The sequence below is a fragment of the Nocardia sp. NPDC003979 genome (assembly GCF_053605015.1).
The window spans coordinates 26,067-48,332 of the sequence record NZ_JBSGIJ010000010.1 but is presented as its reverse complement, the minus strand read 5'-3'; the positions used below and the strand labels follow the sequence as shown (position 1 = coordinate 48,332).

Below are 22,266 nucleotides of genomic sequence, written 5' to 3'. Positions count from 1 at the left end.
TCGTGCGTATCGAAAAGACCGAACTGGCCGATGTGGTTGTGCTCGTCCCCGAGCCGTTCCGCGACGACCGCGGCCTGTTCACCCGCACCTTCGACGCCGAAGAATTCGATGCCCACCTCGGAATCGACGGCGCTGCAGCACGATTCGTCCAGGACTCGCAGTCGCGGTCGAAGCGCGGAGTGATCAGGGGTATGCACGGGCGCGGCGGTCGTGGCGAAGCCAAACTGGTGCGTTGCGCGCACGGCGCGGTGCACGACGTGCTCGTCGACATCCGCCCCGCTTCGCCCACCTTCGGTGCGCGGCAAGCCTTCCGCCTCGACGACGAACTGTTCCACCACCTGTACGTACCGCCGGGCTTCCTGCACGGCTTCCAGGCACTCACCGAGGTCGCCGACGTGTGCTACCGCATCGACCGCCCACACGACCCCGCCGAAGACCTCGGGGTCGCCTACGACGACCCCGACCTCGACATCGACTGGCCGCTGCCGGTGACCGTGGTATCCGACCGCGACGCGCGCGCGGGCAGCTGGGCGCGGCTGCGCGCTACGCTGACGCCCGCGCACTGATCCGGCGCAACCGGTCGTCGAGCACACCCGCCTCGCACAGCCCACGCAGGTGCGGCAGCCGGGTGAAACGCTGGAAGAACGCCTCGGACGTGAGTCCCCGCGTCGTGTACTCGGTGAACAGCTCCTCGGCACCTGCGGGCACCGTCCACATCGCCTCGAAACCGAGAACTTCGCGCGCGGCCGAGAAGTCGACCCGGTACGAGCGCGGATCGGCACCGCTCTCACCGGTGATCACCAACCGCGAACCAGGCACCGCGTCCACCACGGCCCCCGCGATCTCGGCGACGGTGAGGTTGTTGACCTCGGTGCCGATATTGAACGCGCGGCACGAGACATCGGCTGCCGGCGCGGTCAGGCACATCGCGAACGCGGTCGCGATATCCGCGGCGTGCACCAGCGGACGCCACGGTGTGCCGTCGGAGAGGACCTTCACCTCGCCGGTGAGCACCGCGTACCCGACCAGGTTGTTGAGCACGATATCGGCACGCAGTCGGGGCGAGAACCCGAAAGCCGTTGCGTTGCGCAGGAATACCGGCACGAAGTCGTCGTCGGCCAGCGCCACCACATCGTCTTCGACCCGCACCTTGCTCTCGGCGTAGGGCGTGATCGGGCGCAGCGGCGCCTGTTCGGTGACCAATTCCTCGCCCGCCGCGCCGTACACCGAACACGTGGAGGCGTACAGGAACCGGCGCACCCCTGCTTCCTTGGCCAGTCGTGCCAACCGGACCGAGGCGTAATGGTTGATGTCGTAGGTGATCTCGGGCGCCAGCGCGCCCAGCGGATCGTTGGACAGGGCCGCCAGGTGGATCACCGCGTCGAACCCGCGCAACTGCTCGACCGTCACCTCCCGCAGATCCACGGCGAGACCCGCCGGGTCACCGGCGAATTCGCCGAGCACACACTCGGCGAAGTAACCGATGTCCAGACCCGTGACCTCGTGGCCCGCCGCCTGCAGCAGCGGAACCATCACCGTGCCGAGGTACCCCTGATGCCCGGTGACAAGTACCCGCATGTTCACGTCTGTTCCCATCTGATGATCGCTTTGTCGAGTACGAACGCCTCGGCATACGGCGCGTGACACTGCACGCCACGCATCCGGGCCAATCCGAGGAAGGCCTGTTCGTCGAACCAGTCCCGGCCCGTCTGCGACGGATAGTGCTCGTGCAGCAACCGCGACTTGCGGTGCAGCAGTTCGGCATCCATCGGGTGGTACAGCGTCGGCGTCGGAGTGTCGGTCTCCCACTTGAGGATCTCGTAGCCGAGGATCAGGTGGTCACGGAACTCGGTGGGCACCAACTCGGCGAGCAACCGGTGATCCTGGTGGGCGTCACCACGATGCGGCGCGAACACCACCTCCGGTTCACCGCCGCGGCGGAACGCGGCGAGCGCGTCCTTGATCCGGTCCCAGTGCGCGGGCGCGCGCCCGTCCGGCACGTCGAGCACCTCGAGCTGGGGTTTCGTCCCGGAACAGAACGCCGTGAGGGCCGCGCGTTCCTCGTCCTCGCGTGCGGTGCCGCCACCGGAGAGCACCAATGCCCGCACCTCGACCTCCGGGTCGGCGGCGGTGAGCGCGAGCAGGGTGGCACCCATGCCGATGGCGATGTCGTCACAATGCGCGCCGAGCACCGCGATCCGCTTCGGCGGACGAGTGAACATACCGATCACGCCGACTCCCACACCATCCACGGCCGCGAACCGTTGCGGTAGGCGTCGTCGAGTTCGGCGCGCTCCTTGAACGTGTCGGCGGGCTTCCAGAAACCCAGGTGCCGATATCCGAAGAGGCGACCCTGCCCGGCCAGCGTGCCGCACGCGTCGGCCACCAGGTCGCCCCCGGGCGGCAGCAGATCGAAGATCTCCTGGCTGAGCACGAAGAATCCGCCGTTCTCCCACAGCGGCATCCGCGCCACCGGCATGATGTCCTTCACCTCGCCGCTGTCGGTGATGTCCACACAGTGGAACGACGACTGCGGGGGAACGACCATCATCGACGCCGCCGCCCCCGAGGCGTGGAAACGCTCGATCATGGTGTCGAGCGGTGCGTCGGTGAGCACGTCGGCGTAATTGGCCAGGAAGAACTCGTCACCGTCGAGATGCTCGCGCACCCGGCGCAACCGCTCACCGATCGCCGACTCCACCCCGGTGTCGACGAAGGTGATCGACCAATCGCTGATATCGGTGCCGAGCAGTTCGACCTTTCCGTCGCGGATGACGAAGTCGTTGGATGCCGTCTCCTGGTAGGTCAGGAAGAAGTTCTTGATGTGTTCGGCGCCGTAGCCGAGGCACAGGATGAACTCCTTGTGCCCGAAGTGCGCGTAGTACCGCATCACGTGCCACAGCAGCGGTCGGGGACCGACCAGCTGCATCGGCTTGGGCACGATGTCGTCGGACCCGCCGCGCATGCGCATGCCGTACCCGCCGCAGAACAACACGACCTTCATCGATTCACTTTCGTTTCCAGCTCGCCGCGGTGCAGCACCGGCAGCGGGTAGACCAGTTCGCCGCCCCATTCGCCCACGTGGCGCAGCTGTGCGCTGATCTCGGTTTCGAGATTCCAGGGCAGCACGAGGACCACGTCGGGCCGGTCCGCGTCGATGCGCTCCGGCGGATGGATCGGGATGCGGGTGCCAGGGGTGTAGCGCCCGTGTTTGTAGGGGTTGCGGTCGACGGTGTATTCGAGCAGGTCGGGTCGGATGCCGCAGTAGTTGAGCAGGGTGTTGCCCTTGCCGGGAGCACCGTAGCCGACGACCCGCTTGCCCTGCGCACGGCAGTCGAGCAGGAAGCGCAGCAGCTCCTGGCGCACCGCCTCCGCGCGCGGCGCCAGGTCCAGATATCCGACGGGGGTGTGCAGCCCGGCTTCGCGTTCGAGGTCGAGCACCTCGGCGACCCGCGGACCCGGCTCGGCGACGGCGTCCGGGCGCGCCCACAGCCGCAGCGAACCGCCGTGGGTGTCGAGCAACTCCACGTCCACGATCGTCAGGCCGCCCACCGCGAGCGCGCGCTGCGCCGAATGCACGGTGTAGTACTGGAAATGCTCGTGATAGATGGTGTCGAACTGGCCGTGGCGCACCAGGTTCAGCGCGTGGTGCACCTCGATGCTGAGCCAGCCGTCGTCGCTGAGCAGGGTGCGCAGCGCGCGGGTGAAGCCGCGCAGATCGGGGATGTGGGCGTAGACGTTGTTGGCGACGACCAGATCGGCCGGTCCGTGCTCGGCCCGCACCCGCGCGGCCGAATCCTCGTGCAGGAACGTGGTTTCCGTCGGCACACCGACCGCGCGGGCCGCGGCACCGACATTGACCGACGGCTCGATGCCGAGGCACGGGATACCGCGCGCCACCGCGTGCCGCAGCAGATACCCGTCGTTGCTCGCCACCTCGACGACGAACGATTCGGCACCGAGCCCCAGGCGCCGCACCGCGGTGTCGACGAAGTCCTCGGCATGGCGCACCCAGCTGTCGGAGAACGACGAGAAATAGGCGTATTCGGTGAAGGTGTCCTCGGGGGTGATCAGGGCCGGGATCTGCAACAGCAGGCATTGTTCACACAGCCGCAGATGCAGCGGATAGGTCATCTCGGGTGATTCGAGCCGCTCGCTGTCGAGGAAGCTCTCACACGCCGGGGTGGCGCCCAGGTCGAGCACGCTCGTGAGCTGCCCGGAATCACACAGCCGACATTGCAACGGGTCCACCTTCATCAGACGCGAGAATTGTCGCGGCCGATGCCGGACATGCCGGACTTCGGTCCTGCGGCACGAGACGTTACAGTGCGGCCCAGGCCATAGCCGCCGGAAAATGTTGCGACCTGGGAAACACCGCGGTGCCCATATCGGGGATCAGGCCGGTGAAACCGCGATCGGCTAATTTCCGGCGAAGGCGACCGTTCCTTCGATGGATGTGATGTCACCCACTCGAGAAATCGGTTTTCCTGCCTTCATATCGAAATGCCATGGACTTTCTGTCATCTCGTCCACCGCTGCGCGTACTGCTGGGCTAATCTCTGGATCGCGTTGTGGCGCTTGCGCTTCGATGTGGAGGAATTTCGGCGATGTGTAACGATCGTCCCACGGGTTTCGAATCGAGGGGCGTAGCGGCCATCGCAATGGTCGCGTTCTGGTCGCCGGCGATCGGAAGGGTTCGACTCCCGATAGGGGAGGTGTGTCGGTTCATGAGCTACGAGCTCACCAGTAGTGGCGAGATGGATGCCGTCACCGGCGTGCACGCGGTGCACGACTTGCGGCGGGAAAGCTGGCAGACCGCGTTCGTGCGGCGCCTGGCCGTCACCGATGCCGTCGCTGTCGTCGGTGCCGTCGCTACCGCGCAGGTGCTGCGGTTCGACGGACCCGTCGACTCGACGCTGGCCTGGCCCTTGCCGTACGACATCGGCTACTCCGCGGTGTCGCTCGCCCTCGCGCTCGGCTGGCTCGCGCTCTTGCACGGGTACGGCACCCGCGCACCCCAGGTGATCGGCACCGGCAGCGAGGAATTCCGCAGGCTGGTTTCGGCGAGCCTGCGCCTGTTCGGTGTCCTCGCCATCCTGGCGCTGCTGTTCCGCATCGAATTCGCCCGTGGCTACCTGGCCATCGCCCTGCCCGCCGGGCTGTTCGGCCTGATCGTCGGGCGACTGGCCTGGCGCAGGCAGCTGCGTAGCCTGCGGGCCGAAGGTCGCTGCCACACGGCGGTGCTCGTCGTCGGCTCGCCCGAAGCCGCCCACGCCATGGCTACGGCGTTCACCGACGACCCGGCCTCCGGGTACCGGGTGGTCGGGGTGTGCGTACCGACCGGGTCGGGGGAGCGGGTCGAAACCCTCGGCGGCGCATCGGTTCTCGGTGACGACCGCTCCGTACTCGACGCCGTGCGCCGCAGCGGGGCGGGCTCGGTGGCCGTGGCGGCGACCGACCATCTGGGCCCGGCCGAATTGCGGCGCATGGCATGGGAACTCGACCCGCTCGGTGTCGACCTGATCGTGGCACCGGGTGTCGTGGACATCGCCGGTGTGCGCCTCAATCACCGGCTGGTGGCCGGGATGCCGATGCTGCACATCGACCGCCCGCGCTACGGGCGGGCCAAGTCCACTCGGAAGGCGCTGTTCGACTTCTGCTTCGCGGCCATGGTGGTACTGCTCAGCGCTCCGGTGCTGCTCGCCATCGCGCTGGCGGTGAAGCTGAGCAGCCCCGGCCCGGTGTTCTACCTGTCGGAGCGGATCGGCCGCGACGGCGTGCCGTTCCGGATGATCAAGTTCCGCAGTATGCGCCCCGATGCCGACACCGCTGTCGACGAGCTCATCGCCGAGCACGGCGGAAACCCGGTGTTCTTCAAGGTCAAAGACGATCCACGGGTGACGCCGGTCGGCCGCTTCCTGCGCAAATACAGTCTCGACGAGCTGCCCCAGTTCTTCAATGTGCTGCGCGGTGAGATGAGCGTGGTCGGGCCGAGGCCGCAGGTGCAGCGTGAGGTCGACACCTACGACGGCGAGATGCGCAGGCGGCTGCTGGTGAAGCCGGGGCTCACCGGGCTGTGGCAGGTGAGTGGACGCTCGGACCTGTCACCGGAGGATTCAGTGCGCCTGGACCTGTCGTACGTGGAGAACTGGTCGATGGTGCTGGATGTCGCCCTCATCGCCCGAACCATCGGGGTGGTCACCCGGGGCGAGGGCGCGTACTGAGCCGGTGCGCCGAACACGCACCGGCCCAGTCCGTTTCAGCGCAGATCGCGGCGACGGTAGGCGAACAAGCCCACCGCGATGCCGGTTCCCGCGACCGCGAGCAACCAGGTGATCGGGGTGGCGGTGAACTCCGCACCCGGCAGCTTCGGCGGATGCACGAACGGCACGAGATCGAGCACCCACTGCGGGAAGCTGCCCAGTGAGCCGAGCAGGAAACCCACGACCATCGCGCTCAACACACCCCAGCTCAGCGGCGCGAACCGGGGCAGGGCGCCGACGAGCAGCACCGCGACGGCGGTGACCACCCACACGGCGGGCAGCTGCACGGCCGCCGCGGCGAGCGCCTGGCCGATCTTGCTTCCCGGGTCGCCACCGGTGGCACCCCAGACCACACCGATCGCCAGTCCGGCGGTCAGCAGGCCCACCGCCGGGCCACCGAGGGCGAACAGCAGATGGCTGCCCGCGTACCGGATCCGGCCGACAGCGGCCGCCAGCACGCTTTCGGTGCGACCGGTGTTCTCCTCCTCGTGCAGTCGCAGCACGGCCGACACCGAGTAGGCCGACGCGGCGGCCGCGAGCATCGCGATGGCGTAGGCGATGAACGACTTCTCCAGATCGTCCGAACCGCCGAGGGAGGTGATGACATCACGCAGCGATTCGCTGCCGTCGAGCATGTCGCCGATGCCCGTCACCGCACCGCCGATGAGCAGGCCGTAGAGGGCGAAACCGGTCGTCCAGGCGAGCAGCGACCCACGCTGCAGCCGCCAGGCCAGCCCGAACGGTCCCGACAGCGAGGTGCCTGCCGTAGCCGGGCCCGGCCGGTCTGCCAGCAGGCCCGCGCCGAGGTCGCGGGTGCGTAGCAGTTGGTAGGCCAGCAGTGTCGCACCGGCACCGAGGACGAGCAGCGGCACGAGCACCCACCACCGTTCCTGAGCGAAGGGCCGGATCTGCAGGCACCAGCCCACCGGCGAAAACCACGACAGCACACCGTTTCCCGCGTCACCGACGGCACGCACCGCGAACGCCGCACCCAGAGATCCCAGGGCGATGCCACGCGCGATCCTGGCACCCGTGCTCAGCTGCGCGGCGACCGCGGCCACCGCGCCCCAGACGACACCGGACCCGGCGAGGGCCGCACCGAACGCGACCGACCCGGCGAGGGGCAGATCCGTCGCGAGCAGCGAAGCCGCACAGGCGATTCCGGCGATCACCGACGCGCCGTAGGTGAGCAGGAGCGCGCCGGTGAGGCCGGCGAACCGGCCGATGCTCGTCGCGCCGACCAGTTCCGCGCGCCCGGTCTCCTCCTCGACCCGGGTATGCCGGATCACGGTGAGCACGGCCGCGATCGCGATGAGCGCGTACATGGCCCCGGCCTTCCAGGTGCCGATCGATCCGAGAGCCGAACTGAACACCGGGCCGTACATCGCGACCAATGCCGGGCTGGCGGCCGTCGTCGTGGCGAAACTGTCGAGCTGTTCCTGGGTGGAGTAGAGATCTTTGATCGACACCACTTGGATCGCCGGCATCAGCCCGATCAGCAGTGCCCACAGTGGGGCGACCACCCGGTCACGGCGTAGCGCGAGCCGCAGCATCTGCCCTGTGCCGGTGAATTCGTCTGCGGTGCGGGATGTTCCGGTGAAGCGACCGGTGGCGGTGAGCGTGCTCATGCGCGCACCTTCTCGGGCTGATCGACGTGGTAGTGGCGCAGGAACAGGTCCTCCAGCGTCGGGGGAGTGCTGGTCAGGCTCCGGACGCCCGCGTCACCGAGTACCCGGATGAGCGCGCCCAGATTGTCGGCGTCGACCTGGCAGCGCAGGGTCGAACCGTCACGTTCCACGTCGTCGACACCGGGTAGCGTGCTCAGATCGCCTGGTTCGCCGATCAATTCGGCCGTGATCGCGGTGCGGCTCAGGTGACGTAGTTCGCGCAGCGAACCGGATTCGACGGTTCGGCCCGCGCGGATGATGGTCACCCGGTCGCACAGGTGTTCCACCTCCGAGAGGATGTGGCTCGACAGCAGCACCGTCGCGCCGCGCGCGGCGGCGTCCCGCACACATTCCTGAAAGACCTGCTCCATCAACGGATCAAGGCCCGAGGTCGGTTCGTCGAGGATGAGCAGGTCGGCCTCGGCGGAGAAGGCCGACACCAGCGCCACCTTCTGCCGGTTGCCCTTGGAATAGGTGCGTGCCTTCTTGGTCGGGTCGAGTTCGAAGCGCTCGATCAGTTCGGCGCGGCGCGCCTGGTCGAGGCCACCGCGCATGCGGGCGAGCAGGTCGATGGTTTCCCCGCCCGACAGCGACGGCCACAGCGTGACATCGCCTGGCACATAGGCGATCCGCTCGTGCAGCGACACCGCGTCGGCCCACGGGTCACGGCCGAACAACTGCGCGGAACCGCCGGTCGCCCGGAGCACGCCGAGCAGAATGCGGATGGTGGTGGACTTGCCCGCACCGTTGGGTCCGAGGAACCCGTGGATCTCACCAGGACCGACCTGTAGGTCGAGCCCGTCGAGAGCGGTGAAGCGACCGAAAGTTTTGCGCAGGTCCCGGGTTTCGACGACCTGCTGGGAGGGGGACGGCATTGCTACTCCTCGAGGAGAGAGTCGAGCAGAGACGGGTCGGTCAGCATGCCCTGGGTGTAGAGCTCGACGGCCGGGAAGGTGAGTTCGGTGGACAGCTCGCGAATCGCCTTGCGGTAGTTGAGTTTTCCCTCGCGCTGACTACGCATCTGCAGATAGAGGTTCATGGCTCCGACATGGCAGAGCACCAGATAGCGGGCACGGGCCACGGGATCGTGGCTCGGTTTGATGCGGCCTTCGTCGACGGCGGTCTGGGTGTACTGCACGGCGTCGTCGATCATGTGCTCGAGCAGCGACTCGGCGAGTGGTCCGCCGGCCTGGAAGCTGCGCAGCATGTAGGCCACCAGGGGTGCGTAGATCTCGATCTCGGCCAACGCGTCGAGCATCCCGGTCGGACCGGTGGCGCGGATGGCCCGCAACTTCTCGTCGCGGATGATCTCGATCACTCGTTCGTCGCACGCCGCGCGCAGGCCGTCCTTGGACCCGAAGTGGTGATTGACCAAGCCCGGTGACACCCCGGCGGCAGTGGCGATGGCACGCACGCCGACACCGAATCCCTGCTCTCCGAACAGGTCGATCGCGGCGTCACGGATGCGCGCGGCCGTGCTCAGGTCGGTGGGGGATCCTTGCGAAACGGGCTGTTGGTTAAACACATGTTCAATATACTAAACGAGTGTTCAATCGGTCCACAAGAGGGTGTGCGAGGGAGTTTCGCCGCCGCCGGTACGTCGCCGACCGGGCTATGGTCGAAGGCATGGCTACCGGCACATCGACGACGGCAGAACACCTCCGCGCAGCGCTGGACGGACCGTGGCGCGCGGTCAGGGAACAGGCACGCACCCAGCTCGCGGACGACCGCTTCACCGGCGATCCCGATCTCGATCTGAAGGACGCCCGCGCACGGGTGCTCGAACAGATGCGCGTCATCGCGGAAATGGGTTACCCCGAGCGCGGGTTCCGCCCCGAGAACGGTGGCACCGGCGATCCCGGCGGCGCGGTCACCGGTCTCGAGATGCTGGCCTACGCCGACCTCTCGCTGTGGGTGAAATCCGGCGTCCAGTGGGGCCTGTTCGGCGGCGCCGTGGAAAACCTCGGCACCGAGCGGCACCGCGACTACATCAAGCGGCTCATCTCTCTCGACCTGCTCGGCTGTTTCGCGATGACCGAGTCCGGGCACGGCAGCGATGTCGCGGTTCTCGAGACCACGGCCACCTATGACCCGGCCACTCAGGAATTCGTGGTCAACACACCGACCCCATCGGCGCGCAAGGACTACATCGGTGGCGCCGCCGAGCACGCCCGCATGGCGGCGGTGTTCGCCCAGCTCGTCACCGAGGGCAAGAACCAGGGCGTGCACTGCTTCCTGGTGCCCATCCGCGACGAGAACGGCGCCGACCTGCCCGGTGTCACCACCTCCGACGACGGCCGCAAGGGTGGTCTGCCCGGTGTCGACAACGGTCGCATCGTGTTCGACAACGTGCGCATCCCGCGCGAGAACCTGCTCAACCGCTATGCCGATGTCGCGCCGGACGGCACCTACACCTCCGAGATCGAGAACCCGAGCAGGCGCTTCTTCACGACGCTCGGCACGCTGGTGCGCGGACGGGTGAGCGTCGGTGGCGCCGCCGCGGCGGGTGCGCGCGTGGCGCTGAGCATCGCGGTGCGCTACGCCCTGGCCCGGCGTCAGTTCGCCGACCCCGACACCGGTGCGGAAACCCTGCTGCTGGACTACCGCAGCCACCAGCGCAGGCTGCTGCCGTTGGTCGCGAAGTCGTTCGCGCTGGCCTTCGCGCAGAACGACCTGGTGCGCCGGATGGACCTCGTCCAGCGTGGCGCCGAGATCGAGCCAGGTGCGCAGCGTTCGCTGGAGAAGCGCGCCGCGGGTCTGAAGGTCGCCCAGACCCGGCACGCCACGCGCGCCATCCAGGAATGCCGCGAAGCCTGCGGCGGCGCCGGGTATCTCACCGAGAATCGTCTCGTGACGCTCAAGGCCGACACCGACGTGTTCACCACCTTCGAGGGCGACAATGTGGTCCTCACCCAGCTGGTCGCCAAGGAACTGCTCACCGCCTACGCCGACGAGGTCCGCGACCTGGACGCACTCGGCTGGGTGCGCTTCGCCGCGACGATGGCCGGCGATGTGGTTCGCCGCAATACCGGTGTGCGCCAACTGATTCAGACGCTGCGCGACCGCAACGACGAATCGGTCGACGAGGGCGACCTGTCCAAGCGCGACGTGCAGCTGCAGTTGTTCGCCGACCGTGAGGACTACCTGCTGCGCACCGCCGCGCACCGGTTGCGGGCCCGCGCCGAGGACACCGGTCCGTTCGAGGCGTTCAACAACGCCCAGGACCACATCCTCGCCGCAGGCACCGCCCACATCGACCGGCTGGTACTCGAGGAGTTCGTCGACGGGATCGCCACCATCGAGGATCCCGATGCCAGGGCCCTGGCCGAAACCGTCTGCGACCTCTACGTGTATTCCTCGCTGGAGGAAAACCTGTCGTGGTACATCATGCACCGGTTCATGTCGGTGGAACGGGCCAAGGCGGTTCGCCGCGGGGTGAACGAGCTCGTCGACCGGCTGCGTCCCGACGCTCTCACGCTGGTGGAGGCGATGGGTGTGCCGGAGTCGATGCTGCGGGCCGAGATGCTGCACGACGCCAGCGTTTTCGACCGCAGCTGACAGCCCACACCCCCGCCACGGCGAGGGTGACCGCTGCCGCCGCGCCACCGAAGACATCGGTGGCGTGGTGGTAGCCCCGCTCGATCATCCCCAGGGTGACTGGGACGAGCATCAGCGCGGTGAGCGCGACCACCACCAGCCGCGCCCGAGCGCTCGTCACCAGACACGCGAATGTCGTTGTGACTGCGACCAAGTGGACGGTGTGGCCGCTCGGGTAGGCCAGATAGTCGTGTAACTGCCTGTCCCACAAAGGTTTCAACAACAACGTATTGATCGTCACCGCGACCTCCGGGACGACGAGCATCGTCGCCGCGCGCCACCACTGGCGCCGCACCAGGAACCAGCAGCAAAACCCCAGCAACCCGATCAGCACGGTCGCGCCGTTGCTCGGCGACACCAGAATCGAGCCCCACTCGGGGGAGACCGAACGCCGCACCGGTTCGGCGATCGCCCGGTCGATATCGGTCGCCCCGTCGTCGGCCGGAAACGTCAGCGGGATCAGGGCGGTGACGCTCGCGCAGGCTGCGAGGACGGTAGTGCGAAATGCCTGGCCGGGGTGGATCACGGCCCCGACGATAGCGTTCGGTTCAGGCAGGCCCGTAGGTGAGCACGGCGGTGACCACGAACCACAGCACCCACACGATCGCGATGATCATGCCGACGGCGAGGGTGATCCGCAGGAACGCGCGCCCGAAATCCAGATCACCACCGACCCGGGGATACAGCTTCCACGGGCTGTACCAGGGTGCGACGAGACCGCGCCGCGACTGCGCCTCCTGCTCGAGCCGTGCCTGCTCCTCCGCGTACGCCTCGGCCTGGGCTTGGGTGGGCCCACCGTGCCACAGCGTCACATCGATCGGCCCCAGGAATCCCTCGTTGAGCAGATCCTGCGGGGCGGGCAGGTACGGCAGGATGCCGAGGCCACGGAACGCGATGGCGATGTCGTTGGCCGTCCACCGGTTGTGTTCCTTCTCGGCGAGCACCTCGAAGTACTGTTCGAGCCGGTAGGGATCGTCGGTGACGACCACATCGAAACTCGGGTCGTGCCAACCCTGATGGATGTCGATATCGGCGCCGGGCTGCGGCACGATCAAGCCGAGACCGTGCACCGCACGCTGCCCGAGCCCACGCGCGGCGAGGTAGTCCTGCAGCGCGAAGGTGTGCTCCCTGGAGCGTTCCAGCGGCGTCGACTTCTCACCACCGGCGAACTGCGCGAGTTCACCGGAGACCATCCACGGGCCGTTGAGCGGGATCTCGAGGACACCGTGCTGGGTGGCGGTGAACGTTTCGGCCTCGATCACCACACAGCTGGTCGGCGTCCACACCACCGCGTCGAACTGGTGCAGCCGATCGTTGTGGAACAGGCTGCAGTTGATGGTGGCGACACCGTGCGGACTCGACGGGTCCTTCCAGGTGCGCAGCCAATTGATCAGAGCCCGCTCGGCATCGGTGCCTGCCGCATTCTGCACGCGCACGAGCATGGAGGTCCGCCCTTCTTGGTCGGTGGCGCCGCAAGCCGAGAACCGTTGGCGTACATCGTAGCTCGCCGGCGAGCCGATGCCGGTCAGGATGCGGCCGGTGCGTGGTCGGCGCCGCGCGGCTCAGCTGGGCTCGGCGGCGAGCTTGCCCGCCTCGACCGCGGCGACGAGCTGCGCGTGATCGGCTTCGGTGCGGTCGGCGTAGCGCACCGCGAAGCGTGCCACGGCCTCCTCGAAGCGGTCGTCGTCGGGACCGTCGCCGTCCAGGTACCCGGCCAGCGTGCGCGGATCGAGCGAGCGCGCGTGCGCCCGCGCCAGCAGGGCACCCGCCAGCCTGCCGTAGTCGTCGAGATCGTCGGCCGACAACCCGGCCGGGTCGATGGCGCCCTTGAAGTTGCGGAACTGGCGCACGATGAACGGCAGCGGCGTGTCGAACTCGATGGTCGTCCAGCCGAGCAGGATGTCGGTGTCGGACTGCACGCTGCGCGCCCCGGCGACGATGCGCTCACCCTCGTGCCGGTGCGTGGTCGCCGGAAGGAACGGCGCGAGCGCGGACGGCCTCGCCTGTTTGGCCTGCAGCACCAGCGACTCGCCGTCGTTGCCGTGCAGCAGCACCACGTAGCTGTGCAGCCCCACGCTGCCGGTGCCCACGACCCGGAACGCGACATCGGAGACCGCGAACCGCGACAGCAGCGTGCGCCGCGACTCCCGGATGGTGCCCGCGTAGCGTTCCAGCCCGTCGATCACCGCCTCGCGGACCTGCTCGTCGACCGGGGTGAGGACCGGCGGATCGCTGATGAAGCAGTGCTTGCGGATGCCGGTCTCGTGATCGTCGATGTGCTCGGTGAGTTTTGCGACCACTTTCGCGCTGGTGTTCTTGCGCGCCTTCTTGGCGGCCTTCTTGAAGTCGTCGTGCAGGTCCTGGGCCTTGGCCTTGGTGAGAATCGACTCGTCGTGCAGATCGGTCCAGGACTGCAGGAACGGCAGTTCGGCGAGGCCGGCGACGGTCCGGCGATAGGAGGCCGCGGCGTCGCGGGCCGCGCGCAGGCAGTCGTCGGCGTCGGCACCGCTCTCGCGTCCGGCCAGGACGAGGCTCGCGGCGAGGCGTTCGAGATCCCATTCCCACGGCCCGAGAATCGTCTCGTCGAAATCGTTGATATCCATCACGATCTCGCCCCGCTGGGTGCCGTAGAGGCCGAAGTTGGCGGCGTGCGCGTCGCCACAGATCTGGGCGGGCAGACCGCTGTCCGGACCGGCCGCGAGATCGGCGGCCATCAGGCCCGCCGCGCCGCGGAAGAAGCTGAACGGCGAGGCCGCCATCCTGCCGATGCGCAACGGGATCAGGTGTTCTAGTCTGCCCTGATTGCTGGCCTCGACGAACTCGAGCACCCCCGGTCGGTCGGGGCTCTCGGCCGGGCGATCGCGCTCGGTCACCGGCACCTTCGCGGCGGCGGCACGGCCACGGGCGCGGGCCTGCTCGGGGGAGACGGAGGAGCGCAGATCGATACCACTGTCGGACACGACTGTCGAGGTTAGCGCTTCGGCGGCCGGACAGCGCCACGACCGATAACCTGCCGCGAAATGGGTGCGGGTTTCGGCGTGGCCGGATGGCGCGTCGGGGGGTCGGTGCGGTAAGCAGGGGCGTGGCAACCGAATCGGGAACGCCTGGCACGAGCGACACCGACGGCGGTGGCGTGTTCAGCGACCGCATCCTGACCGTGCCCAACGCCCTGAGCGTGCTCCGCCTCATCGGCATCCCCGTCTTCCTGTGGTTGATGCTGGTCGAGCACGCCGACGGCTGGGCCTTCGCCCTGCTGATCGCCAGCGGCTTCACCGATTTCTTGGACGGCAAACTGGCCAGGCTGCTCGATCAGTCCTCGCGCCTGGGCGCCCTGCTCGACCCGTTCGTCGACCGTTTGTATCTGCTGACGACACTGGCCGCCTTCGTCCTGCGCGGCCTGATTCCGTGGTGGCTGGCAGTGATCTTGATCGCTCGCGACCTTGTTCTCACCGTGACCCTGTCGGTGTACAAACGGCGTGAGCTGCCCGCGCCGGAAGTGATCTACCTGGGCAAAGCGGCGACCTTCGCGCTGATGTCGGGTCTGCCGTGGCTGCTCACCGGGGAAATGGACTGGGTGGGCGCGGGTTTCGGCTGGGCCTTCGGTTGGGCACTGTTGATCTGGGGCACCGCACTGTACGTGTGGACCGGGGTGCTCTACGCGGGTCTGGCGGTCGCGGTCGCACGATCGATACCGCCTGTGCCGCACCGAGGGAGCTAGCCGTTACTGTTGCGTGCAACGTTCACGACGAAAGGACGTCCTGTGACCCGGACCCCTGAGGATCTGCACTACACCGAAGAGCACGAATGGGTGCGGCGGACCAGCCCGACAGCGGTCCGTGTCGGTATCACCGACTACGCCCAGTCACAGCTCGGTGACGTGGTGTTCGTCCAACTGCCCGACGCCGACGCCGACGTCACGGCGGGCGAGAGCATCGCCGAGGTCGAATCGACCAAGAGCGTGTCCGACATCTACGCCCCGCTCAGCGGCAAAGTCGTTGCGGTGAACGAGGATCTGGTCCAGGCCCCGGAGACGCTCAACAGCGACCCCTACGAGGCGGGCTGGTTGTTCGAGCTCGCCTTCGACGACGCGGCGAGCCTGGACGCGGCGCTCGCCGAACTGCTGGATGCGGCGGGTTATCAAGGAGTTATCGGGGGCTGACGCAGCCTTCACAGTTCTCCCTGCACGGGCACGCCCCGGCAGGGTACGGTCAATGCCGAAGACAGCACCTGCTTGCATGGATAATCAGGTTCGAGGAGGAGAGAAACGGTGAGCGAGAACAGGGACCCGGGTTACGGGGAGACCGCGGCCGAGACGACATCGGTCTTCCGCGCGGATTTCCTCAACGAGGTCGATTCGTCGCGCTCCGGAGAGCCGGCCGGCGAACAGCCGGTGCAGGGCGTCGAGGGCCTGCCGGTCGGTGCCGCCCTCCTGGTGGTCAAGCGAGGCCCGAACGCGGGTTCGCGCTTTCTGCTCGACCAGCCGACCACGTCGGCCGGTCGCCACCCCGACAGTGACATCTTTCTCGACGACGTCACCGTCAGCCGTCGGCACGCCGAGTTCCGGCAGGACGACGACTCGTTCCAGGTGGTGGATGTGGGCAGCCTCAACGGCACCTACGTCAACCGGGAGCCGGTGGACTCCTCGGAGCTGCAGAACGGCGACGAAGTCCAGATCGGCAAGTTCCGGCTGGTCTTCCTGACGGGCCCGCGCGCGCAGGCCACCGAGTCGTCGACGGGCGCGGGTTCGCGATGACCCGTCCGGTGCTGGTGCTCGCGAAGGGCGCAGTGCTGTGACCGGGGCGGCGCAGTGGGCGCGCGGAGGGATGTCGATCGGCTCCGTGCTCGACCTGCTGCGACCAGATTTTCCCGACATCACCATCTCCAAGATCAGGTTCCTCGAATCGGAGGGCCTGATCCGGCCGGAACGGACACCGTCGGGATACCGGCGGTTCTCGGTGGCCGACTACGAACGGCTGCGTTTCGTGCTCACCGCACAGCGCGATCAGTACCTGCCGTTGAAGGTGATCAAGGAGCAGTTGGAAGCGATCGACAGCGGTGCTGCGACGTTGGGTGTGCGTGAGGCGCGAGCTCGCGCGCACTCCCTGCGTGGCGTCAAGGAGTACACCGAGGACGACGCGCCCGCCGCGCCGCGCCGCCTCGGTGTCGTTCCGGGGGAGATCACGCCCGAAGAATTACGTTTCGATGTCGCGGTGCGGCTCACCCGCGCCGATCTGCTCGCCAAGGCGGGCATCGAGGAGCGTTTTCTCGACGACCTGCTCCGGGCCGGACTCATCGTCCCCGGTGCGGGTGGGTTCTTCGAGTCCGATGCGGTGAGGCTGGCGCGCGCGGCCAAGGCGATGGCCGAATTCGGTTTGGAGGCACGGCATCTGCGTGCGTTCAAGCTGGCCGCCGACCGCGAGGCGGCGCTGGTCGCCCAGATCGCCGCACCGATCGCGAAGAGCCGCGACGCCGACGCGCGGGCCCGCGCCGAGGAAACAGTTCGCGAATTGGCGGCGTTGTCACTGAACCTGCATGCGGCACTGGTGAAAGCCGCAGTGCGCAACGCGTTGGGTAGCTGACGCGCGCGAGCGCCGGGTGGCCGGATTCGCCTAGACTCGTGATACCGGGCGGGGCAGCGGTCGTGCCGTCGGCGGCGAGTATGGGAGTGTGACAGCATGAGTGAGATGCGCGTTATCGGCATCCGTGTCGAGCAGCCACAGAACCAGCCCGTGTTGCTGCTGCGGGAGGCGGCGGGCGAGCGGTATCTGCCGATCTGGATCGGGCAGGCCGAGGCCACCGCGATCGTGCTCGAGCAGGAAGGGGTCACCCCCATCCGTCCGCTCACCCACGATCTGATCAAGATTCTCATCACCGAACTCGGACACACCCTCAAGGAAGTGCGGATCGTCGATCTGCAGGAGGGCACCTTCTACGCCGATCTGGTCTTCGACGGCGACCTGCGGGTCTCGGCCAGACCGTCGGACTCGGTAGCCATCGCGTTGCGTGTGGGATGCCCGATCTACGCCGAGGAGCCGGTGCTGGCCGAGGCCGGGCTGGTGATGCCCGACGAGCGCGAGGACGAGGTCGAGAAGTTCAAGGAGTTCCTCGACTCGGTGTCTCCCGACGATTTCAAGGCGACCGACAGCTAGGGCCGGACTATTTCCTGACCCTGAAGTAGAGGTCGAGGGAATCGCCGCTCACGGTGCTTGGTCCGATGACCGTATGGGTCCGACAATGACAGGAGTAACCTCGAAAGTCGGGCAACATCCGTCGTGACTCCGGTACTCGAGAACGTCGGCAGAGCAAGGAGCGGTCAGTGGAAGAGCAAACGCAGGATGTAGTGCAGCCTGGCTTGTTCCCGGACGACTCGGTTCCGGATGATCTGGTCGGTTACCGGGTGCCGAGCGCGTGTCAGGTCGCGGGAATCACCTACCGTCAGCTCGACTACTGGGCGCGGACCGGGTTGGTTGTTCCGTCGATCCGTGGCGCGGCCGGGTCGGGGAGCCAGCGGCTGTACTCGTTCAAGGACATCCTTGTCCTCAAGATCGTGAAGCGCCTGCTGGACGCGGGCATCTCTTTACAGAACATCCGGATCGCCGTCGATCACCTGCGCAGTCGTGGCGTGGGCGATCTGGCCGGGATCACCCTGTTCTCCGACGGCACCTCGGTGTACGAATGCACCTCACCCGAGGAAGTCGTCGATTTACTGCAGGGCGGGCAGGGCGTCTTCGGAATCGCGGTCAGCGGCGCCATGCGGGAACTGACCGGCGCCATCGCCGACTTCCCCGCCGAACGAGCCACCGCCATTACCGACCGCCCAGAGGACGAACTGTCCTACCGGCGCAAGGCCAGGGAAAACCGAAAGACGGGTTAGCGCGGTGTCTCGCGCGTACGCGGCGAACTCCGTGTACGCGCGATCACGTGTGCGGGGTGTCGGTCAGCCGTCGGCCGAGCAGTCAGAAGGTGCCGTGGGCGGGCGGCGGAGTGCCGTGGAGTAGGGCACGGCCGAGGTGATGGTATTTCCAGCGGACCGGGTCGTGCAGTGTGTGCGTCCTCGCGTTGCGCCAGAAATGATGCAGGTTGAGATCCGCTGCGGCACTGCGGGTTCCGCTCACCTCGAACAGGGCGCTCGACACGTTCACGGCCGCGCGGTCGGCGACGATCTTGGCCGTCGCGACGGCGAGGGACGCCTGACCGGCCGCGGACTGTTCGCCGGTGCGCGGTGCCCGGATCGCCGAATCGACGGCGGTCGCCGCAGCGGTCAGGGTCGCTTCGGCCGTCGCCACCGTCACCGCCAACTCGCCGAACCGCTGGATCAGCAACGGGTCGTCGATGGCACGGTCGACGCCGGCCTCGAACCACGGCCGGGCGTGTTCACGCACGAATTCTGTTGCGGCGGTGAGAGCTCCGCGTGCGATCCCCGTATCTATCGCGGCGTGCAGGAGCTGGGCGTACGCGCCGTAGGCGGTGGGTCCGGCGAGGGCCTTCGCCCGGGGAACGAGCTGCCCGGCGCGCACCCGCACACCGTCCAACTCGACGGTGCCGCTGCCGGTCGTGCGCTGACCGAGGCCGTTCCAGTCGTCCACGATCCGGACGCCCGGCGTTCGGGCCGGTAGGTAGGCGATGTATTCGCCCGCGGGCAGGCCGCTGCGTGCGTCCGGATCGTCGAGCCGGGCCAGCACGGCGAGCAGATCAGCGAACAACGAGCCGGTGCAATAGAATTTCGTGCCGTCGATCCGGAATTCGTCGTCCACCGGACGCAGCGTGGTCGAAATATCGGTGATGGTCCGGCCACCGCGTTCGGATTGGGCATTGGCGATGCGCGCACCGCCGAGCACCGCTCGAAAGTATTCGCGACGCTGTCCGTCCGTGCCGGCCAGGCGTAACAGATTCAGATAGACGAAATGACTGTGCGGGATCTGCGCGATGTTCGGATCGGCCACCGCCAGCAGCCGCACCACTTCCGTGACCACGCTCGGCGCCAGATCGGCCCCACCGAATTCGGCGGGAACCGTGATCGCGAGCAGACCCGAGGACGCCAGCCGATCCAGCTGCGCGTAGGGCAACTCGCGGTCGCGATCACGTGTGGCGGCGCCGGGTGCGAACTCGCGGGCGAGTTCGGCCGCGACGGTCACGGCCTGGTCGGCGGAGGTGATGAGCTGGGCGGTGGCCGCGGTCATCAGCCGACCACCGTCGCGGGAACCCGGGCCGCCTCGAGTTCACGAACCAACGGCAGCACCTTCGCCCCGAAGTACTCGATGTCCTCCTGGAAATGCAGGAATCCGCCGAGAATCAGGTCCACCCCGAGATCGCGATAGGCGACGATCCGCTCGGCCACCTGCTCGGGTGTGCCGATCAGCTGCGTGCGGAATCCGTCGTTGTACTGCACGAGATCGGCGAACGACGAATCCGCCCACATACCCTTGCGGTCGCTGGTGGACGCACCCGCCTGCTGCACCGCGTCACGGAAACCCTCGACCGCGGGCTTGTTCGCCTTCTCGATGATCTCGCGCAACGTATCGCGCGCTTCCTTCTCGGTGTCGCGGGCGATGATGAAACCGTTGAGCCCGAATTTCACCTCGCGGTCGTTTTCCCGGGCGACGGCTCGCAGGTCGTCGAGCTGTTCGGTGACACCGTCGAAGTCCTTGCCGTTGGAGAAATACCAGTCGGCGTAGCGGCCGCCGTTGCGCCGGGCCGCCGTAGAATTGCCGCCCTGGAACAGTTCGGGATTGGGTCGCTCCGGGGTGTTCAGCGGTTTCGGCTTCAAGGTGAAATCGCGAATGCGGTAGAAGTCGCCACCGTAGTTCACCTCGTCCTCGGTCCAGATCTTGCGGATCACCTCGAGGAATTCGCCGCTGCGCCGATACCGTTCGTCGTGCTCGAGCCACGGCTCGCCGAGGGCCTGGAATTCGCCCGCGAACCACCCTGACACCACATTGATCGCGAACCGGCCGTTCGAGAGGTGGTCGGCGGTCCCGCCGAATTTCGCGAGCACCGCCGGATGCCACAGCCCGGGATGAATGGCGGCGATCACCTTCAGCCGTTCGGTGGCAAGCAACAGTGCCAGGCTGAAGGACGTGGATTCGTGCTGGAATTCGGCACCGTAGGAGGCGGTGTAACGCACCTGCGAGAGGGCGTAGTCGAAGCCGTTGCGTTCGGCGGTCTGCGCGAGCTTCTTGTTGTACTCGTAATCCCAGCTGGTGCGCTGTTCGATATCGCTGGTGACGAGGCCACCGCTCACATTCGGCACCCAGTAGGCGAACTGGATCTGATCGGTGATCCGCTCGGTTGTCATAGCTGCTCCAGAGGTTGGTGCGGGAGTGGGTTGGCTGTCGCTATCCGACGGCGACCGGTGCGAACGTCGATCGTGCGAAGCGGCCCGCCGGTGCGAACTTCGCCAGCAACTCGCCCGCGTCCACACCGGTGACCTGGGTGATGTAGGCGGCGGCGTCCTCGGGGGTGTCGATGGCGAGGAACGGCTGCGGCCGGTGCAGCAGCCCGACCAGCGCCGAGGCGAAGCGCGGGTCGACGGCGGCGGTGGCGAAGAACTGACCGCCGATGTCGGCGAACTCGGGGTCGCTGAGGAACAGCCGGGTCACCTTGGCAGCGGCATCGCTGCGGGCGGCCAGGAACGCTGCGTACTGCTCGCCGATCCACTGCTCGTCGAAGGGCCCCTCATGCACCGCGGCGGCCGCGACCAGGCGCTGTGCCTGGACCAGCCCGCTCTGGGCGCCCTGCCCGGCGACCGGGTCGTAGGCGACCGCGGTATCGCCGAGGGCGGCGACCGGGTGGCCACCCTCGGTGCGTCCCACACCCGCCCGCACGACCGGCCGTACCGCGCCCTTGAGCCAGGAGTGCGGGTCTTCGGCGATCACCTGGGTGGCCTGGACCTCCGGCAGATCCCAGTCGATGTAATCGCGGTAGAGGTCCTTCACGATGCGCAACGCCGATTCGGCGGAATCGGCCGCGGCGAATCGGGTCTCCCAGTCGCTACCGGGACGCGCCCACCCGAGGAAGGCCCAGCTCGGACCCACATCCTTGTGCAGGTACGGGCCCCACCACGCTTCGCCCTGCTCGGCCAGGATGGAGAACAAGCTGTGCGCACCGCCGGCCGGGCCGCGGTGGGCGAACACGCCGGAGTCGTAGCCGAGGCCGGTCACGGTGACGGTGAGCAGCGAGCGTTGCGGCTTGTCGTAGACGGTGCGGGTGGTGTCGATCGGGAAGAGGTCGGACAATCCGCCGCGACCGGTGGCGACCAGGGTGAGGTCGTTGGCGGCGGCGATCGCGTCCAGTGACTGCGGGGTGACGTTGTCGACGACGAACTCGCCGCCGCGCGCACGGAAGGCGGTGAGTCGTTCGTCGGCCTTGAGGCGGGTGTCGACCGCGACCCCGACATACCCGTCGAAAGTGCCGTCGAAGGCGATCAGTTCGGCGTTCTCCGGTCCGGCGATGCGGACACTGAGTCCGGTGTGGCGGGGTGCGCGGCCGGTGTAGCTGTCGAGCCCGAGCGCGGCTTCGGCCTGCTGGGTTTCGCCGAATTCGAGGGCGGTGCCGGTGGCGGGCACCTCGTCGCGCAGTGCGCGTTGATCTCGGTCGCTGTAGAGGGTGACGGTGAAACCGGCGTCGAGTAGTCCTAGCGCCGCAGTGACGCCGGTTTGGCCGGCGCCGATTACCGCGGCCGAACGAGTGGAGCGGGAAGCGGGAGTCTGCGATGTCATACCGGAATACTGCGCTGACCT

At 67.7% G+C, this 22,266-nt stretch carries 22 protein-coding genes; 9 read left to right on the top strand and 13 right to left on the bottom strand.

All coding sequences use genetic code 11. The features are described 5' to 3' along the window. The first annotated feature begins 2 nt into the window (after positions 1-2). A complete protein-coding gene (rfbC, locus tag ACWEVR_RS21035) occupies positions 3-566 on the top strand; it encodes a dTDP-4-dehydrorhamnose 3,5-epimerase (protein ID WP_452468341.1) in 564 nt (187 codons plus the stop codon). Here the strand turns inward: rfbC and ACWEVR_RS21030 are convergent. From ACWEVR_RS21030 to ACWEVR_RS21015, 4 genes are read right to left on the bottom strand one after another with little or no spacing between them, the layout of a single operon-like run. Further along, positions 544-1,578, bottom strand: coding sequence for an NAD-dependent epimerase/dehydratase family protein (locus ACWEVR_RS21030; protein ID WP_452468526.1), 1,035 nt, complete (start codon positions 1,576-1,578; stop codon positions 544-546). The genes rfbC and ACWEVR_RS21030 overlap by 23 nt on opposite strands. A 2-nt stretch (positions 1,579-1,580) precedes the next feature. After that, the gene (locus tag ACWEVR_RS21025; RefSeq protein WP_452468525.1) at positions 1,581-2,222 is read right to left on the bottom strand and encodes a PIG-L deacetylase family protein; all 642 of its coding nucleotides are present in this window, start codon (positions 2,220-2,222) and stop codon (positions 1,581-1,583) included. A gap of 5 nt (positions 2,223-2,227) precedes the next feature. Next, complete coding sequence (locus ACWEVR_RS21020) at positions 2,228-3,004, bottom strand: glycosyltransferase family protein (protein WP_181698860.1); 777 nt, start codon at positions 3,002-3,004, stop codon at positions 2,228-2,230. Continuing rightward, positions 3,001-4,242, bottom strand: coding sequence for a methyltransferase domain-containing protein (locus ACWEVR_RS21015; protein WP_452468524.1), 1,242 nt, complete (start codon positions 4,240-4,242; stop codon positions 3,001-3,003). Before ACWEVR_RS21015 ends, ACWEVR_RS21020 begins: the two co-directional genes overlap by 4 nt. 485 nt (positions 4,243-4,727) lie before the next feature. Here ACWEVR_RS21015 and ACWEVR_RS21010 point away from each other — a divergent pair, with 485 nt between their 5' ends. Next, positions 4,728-6,224 (top strand): sugar transferase, encoded by a 1,497-nt coding sequence (locus tag ACWEVR_RS21010; RefSeq protein ID WP_452468340.1) that lies wholly within the window; start codon positions 4,728-4,730, stop codon positions 6,222-6,224. Between the two features lie 35 nt (positions 6,225-6,259). On the opposite strand, the gene ACWEVR_RS21005 is transcribed toward ACWEVR_RS21010, so the two are convergent. Genes ACWEVR_RS21005 through ACWEVR_RS20995 form a run of 3 tightly spaced genes read right to left on the bottom strand, consistent with a single transcriptional unit; the run spans position 6,260 to position 9,455 of the window. Then, positions 6,260-7,891, bottom strand: coding sequence for an ABC transporter permease (locus ACWEVR_RS21005; protein ID WP_452468339.1), 1,632 nt, complete (start codon positions 7,889-7,891; stop codon positions 6,260-6,262). Further along, a complete protein-coding gene (locus tag ACWEVR_RS21000) occupies positions 7,888-8,805 on the bottom strand; it encodes an ABC transporter ATP-binding protein (protein ID WP_452468338.1) in 918 nt (305 codons plus the stop codon). The genes ACWEVR_RS21005 and ACWEVR_RS21000 overlap by 4 nt, the downstream gene beginning before the upstream one ends. A gap of 2 nt (positions 8,806-8,807) precedes the next feature. After that, complete coding sequence (locus tag ACWEVR_RS20995; RefSeq protein WP_452468337.1) at positions 8,808-9,455, bottom strand: TetR family transcriptional regulator; 648 nt, start codon at positions 9,453-9,455, stop codon at positions 8,808-8,810. Between the two features lie 101 nt (positions 9,456-9,556). Between ACWEVR_RS20995 and ACWEVR_RS20990 the strand changes: the two genes are divergently transcribed. Then, on the top strand, positions 9,557-11,488 hold the full coding sequence (locus ACWEVR_RS20990; RefSeq protein ID WP_452468336.1) for an acyl-CoA dehydrogenase family protein: 1,932 nt from the start codon (positions 9,557-9,559) through the stop codon (positions 11,486-11,488). Here ACWEVR_RS20990 and ACWEVR_RS20985 read toward each other — a convergent pair. The 3 genes from ACWEVR_RS20985 to ACWEVR_RS20975 form a co-directional block, all read right to left on the bottom strand. Then, positions 11,403-12,053 (bottom strand): phosphatase PAP2 family protein, encoded by a 651-nt coding sequence (locus tag ACWEVR_RS20985; RefSeq protein WP_452468335.1) that lies wholly within the window; start codon positions 12,051-12,053, stop codon positions 11,403-11,405. The genes ACWEVR_RS20990 and ACWEVR_RS20985 overlap by 86 nt on opposite strands. A gap of 22 nt (positions 12,054-12,075) precedes the next feature. Beyond that, the gene (locus ACWEVR_RS20980; RefSeq protein ID WP_243749953.1) at positions 12,076-12,957 is read right to left on the bottom strand and encodes a nuclease-related domain-containing protein; all 882 of its coding nucleotides are present in this window, start codon (positions 12,955-12,957) and stop codon (positions 12,076-12,078) included. Positions 12,958-13,089: 132 nt separating this feature from the next. Then, a complete protein-coding gene (locus ACWEVR_RS20975) occupies positions 13,090-14,487 on the bottom strand; it encodes a DUF2252 domain-containing protein (protein WP_452468334.1) in 1,398 nt (465 codons plus the stop codon). A 122-nt stretch (positions 14,488-14,609) separates the two neighbouring features. On the opposite strand from ACWEVR_RS20975, the gene ACWEVR_RS20970 reads away from it, so the two are divergent. The 6 genes from ACWEVR_RS20970 to ACWEVR_RS20945 all read left to right on the top strand — a co-directional run bounded on the left by ACWEVR_RS20970 (position 14,610) and on the right by ACWEVR_RS20945 (position 18,401). Further along, a complete protein-coding gene (locus tag ACWEVR_RS20970) occupies positions 14,610-15,245 on the top strand; it encodes a CDP-alcohol phosphatidyltransferase family protein (RefSeq protein WP_452468333.1) in 636 nt (211 codons plus the stop codon). 42 nt (positions 15,246-15,287) lie between these two features. After that, a complete protein-coding gene (gcvH, locus tag ACWEVR_RS20965; protein WP_067488684.1) occupies positions 15,288-15,686 on the top strand; it encodes a glycine cleavage system protein GcvH in 399 nt (132 codons plus the stop codon). 108 nt (positions 15,687-15,794) lie between these two features. Continuing rightward, complete coding sequence (gene odhI, locus ACWEVR_RS20960; RefSeq protein WP_067488683.1) at positions 15,795-16,280, top strand: oxoglutarate dehydrogenase inhibitor Odhl; 486 nt, start codon at positions 15,795-15,797, stop codon at positions 16,278-16,280. Positions 16,281-16,350: 70 nt separating this feature from the next. Next, positions 16,351-17,106: a transcriptional regulator FtsR gene (ftsR, locus tag ACWEVR_RS20955; protein ID WP_452468332.1), complete on the top strand. Its 756-nt coding sequence runs from the start codon at positions 16,351-16,353 to the stop codon at positions 17,104-17,106. Between the two features lie 96 nt (positions 17,107-17,202). After that, the gene (locus tag ACWEVR_RS20950; protein WP_452468331.1) at positions 17,203-17,676 is read left to right on the top strand and encodes a bifunctional nuclease family protein; all 474 of its coding nucleotides are present in this window, start codon (positions 17,203-17,205) and stop codon (positions 17,674-17,676) included. Positions 17,677-17,843: 167 nt separating this feature from the next. Further along, positions 17,844-18,401 carry a MerR family transcriptional regulator gene (locus ACWEVR_RS20945; RefSeq protein WP_133734085.1) on the top strand — a complete coding sequence of 186 codons (558 nt, stop codon included), beginning with the start codon at positions 17,844-17,846 and terminating at the stop codon, positions 18,399-18,401. An 82-nt stretch (positions 18,402-18,483) separates the two neighbouring features. Here ACWEVR_RS20945 and ACWEVR_RS20940 read toward each other — a convergent pair whose 3' ends face one another. The 3 genes from ACWEVR_RS20940 to ACWEVR_RS20930 are packed head-to-tail and all read right to left on the bottom strand — an operon-like array spanning position 18,484 to position 22,245. Next, complete coding sequence (locus ACWEVR_RS20940; protein ID WP_452468330.1) at positions 18,484-19,707, bottom strand: SfnB family sulfur acquisition oxidoreductase; 1,224 nt, start codon at positions 19,705-19,707, stop codon at positions 18,484-18,486. Further along, positions 19,707-20,822 (bottom strand): dimethylsulfone monooxygenase SfnG, encoded by a 1,116-nt coding sequence (gene sfnG / locus ACWEVR_RS20935; RefSeq protein WP_452468329.1) that lies wholly within the window; start codon positions 20,820-20,822, stop codon positions 19,707-19,709. The genes ACWEVR_RS20940 and sfnG overlap by 1 nt, the downstream gene beginning before the upstream one ends. Before the next feature lie 40 nt (positions 20,823-20,862). Beyond that, positions 20,863-22,245, bottom strand: a complete 1,383-nt coding sequence (locus tag ACWEVR_RS20930; protein ID WP_452468328.1) for a styrene monooxygenase/indole monooxygenase family protein — start codon at positions 22,243-22,245, stop codon at positions 20,863-20,865. Between the last annotated feature and the right edge of the window lie 21 nt (positions 22,246-22,266).

Excerpts from the sequence above, each read along its gene's own strand:
- sfnG (WP_452468329.1), bottom strand. The coding sequence starts at position 20,822 with ATGACAACCGAGCGGATCACCGATCAGATCCAGTTCGCCTACTGGGTG.
- ACWEVR_RS21030 (WP_452468526.1), bottom strand. The coding sequence starts at position 1,578 with ATGCGGGTACTTGTCACCGGGCATCAGGGGTACCTCGGCACGGTGATG.
- ACWEVR_RS20990 (WP_452468336.1), top strand. The coding sequence starts at position 9,557 with ATGGCTACCGGCACATCGACGACGGCAGAACACCTCCGCGCAGCGCTG.
- ACWEVR_RS20930 (WP_452468328.1), bottom strand. The coding sequence starts at position 22,245 with ATGACATCGCAGACTCCCGCTTCCCGCTCCACTCGTTCGGCCGCGGTA.
- ACWEVR_RS21010 (WP_452468340.1), top strand. The coding sequence starts at position 4,728 with ATGAGCTACGAGCTCACCAGTAGTGGCGAGATGGATGCCGTCACCGGC.
- ACWEVR_RS21025 (WP_452468525.1), bottom strand. The coding sequence starts at position 2,222 with ATGTTCACTCGTCCGCCGAAGCGGATCGCGGTGCTCGGCGCGCATTGT.
- ACWEVR_RS21020 (WP_181698860.1), bottom strand. The coding sequence starts at position 3,004 with ATGAAGGTCGTGTTGTTCTGCGGCGGGTACGGCATGCGCATGCGCGGC.
- ftsR (WP_452468332.1), top strand. The coding sequence starts at position 16,351 with ATGTCGATCGGCTCCGTGCTCGACCTGCTGCGACCAGATTTTCCCGAC.
- ACWEVR_RS21005 (WP_452468339.1), bottom strand. The coding sequence starts at position 7,891 with ATGAGCACGCTCACCGCCACCGGTCGCTTCACCGGAACATCCCGCACC.
- ACWEVR_RS20940 (WP_452468330.1), bottom strand. The coding sequence starts at position 19,707 with ATGACCGCGGCCACCGCCCAGCTCATCACCTCCGCCGACCAGGCCGTG.
- ACWEVR_RS20950 (WP_452468331.1), top strand. The coding sequence starts at position 17,203 with ATGAGTGAGATGCGCGTTATCGGCATCCGTGTCGAGCAGCCACAGAAC.
- ACWEVR_RS21000 (WP_452468338.1), bottom strand. The coding sequence starts at position 8,805 with ATGCCGTCCCCCTCCCAGCAGGTCGTCGAAACCCGGGACCTGCGCAAA.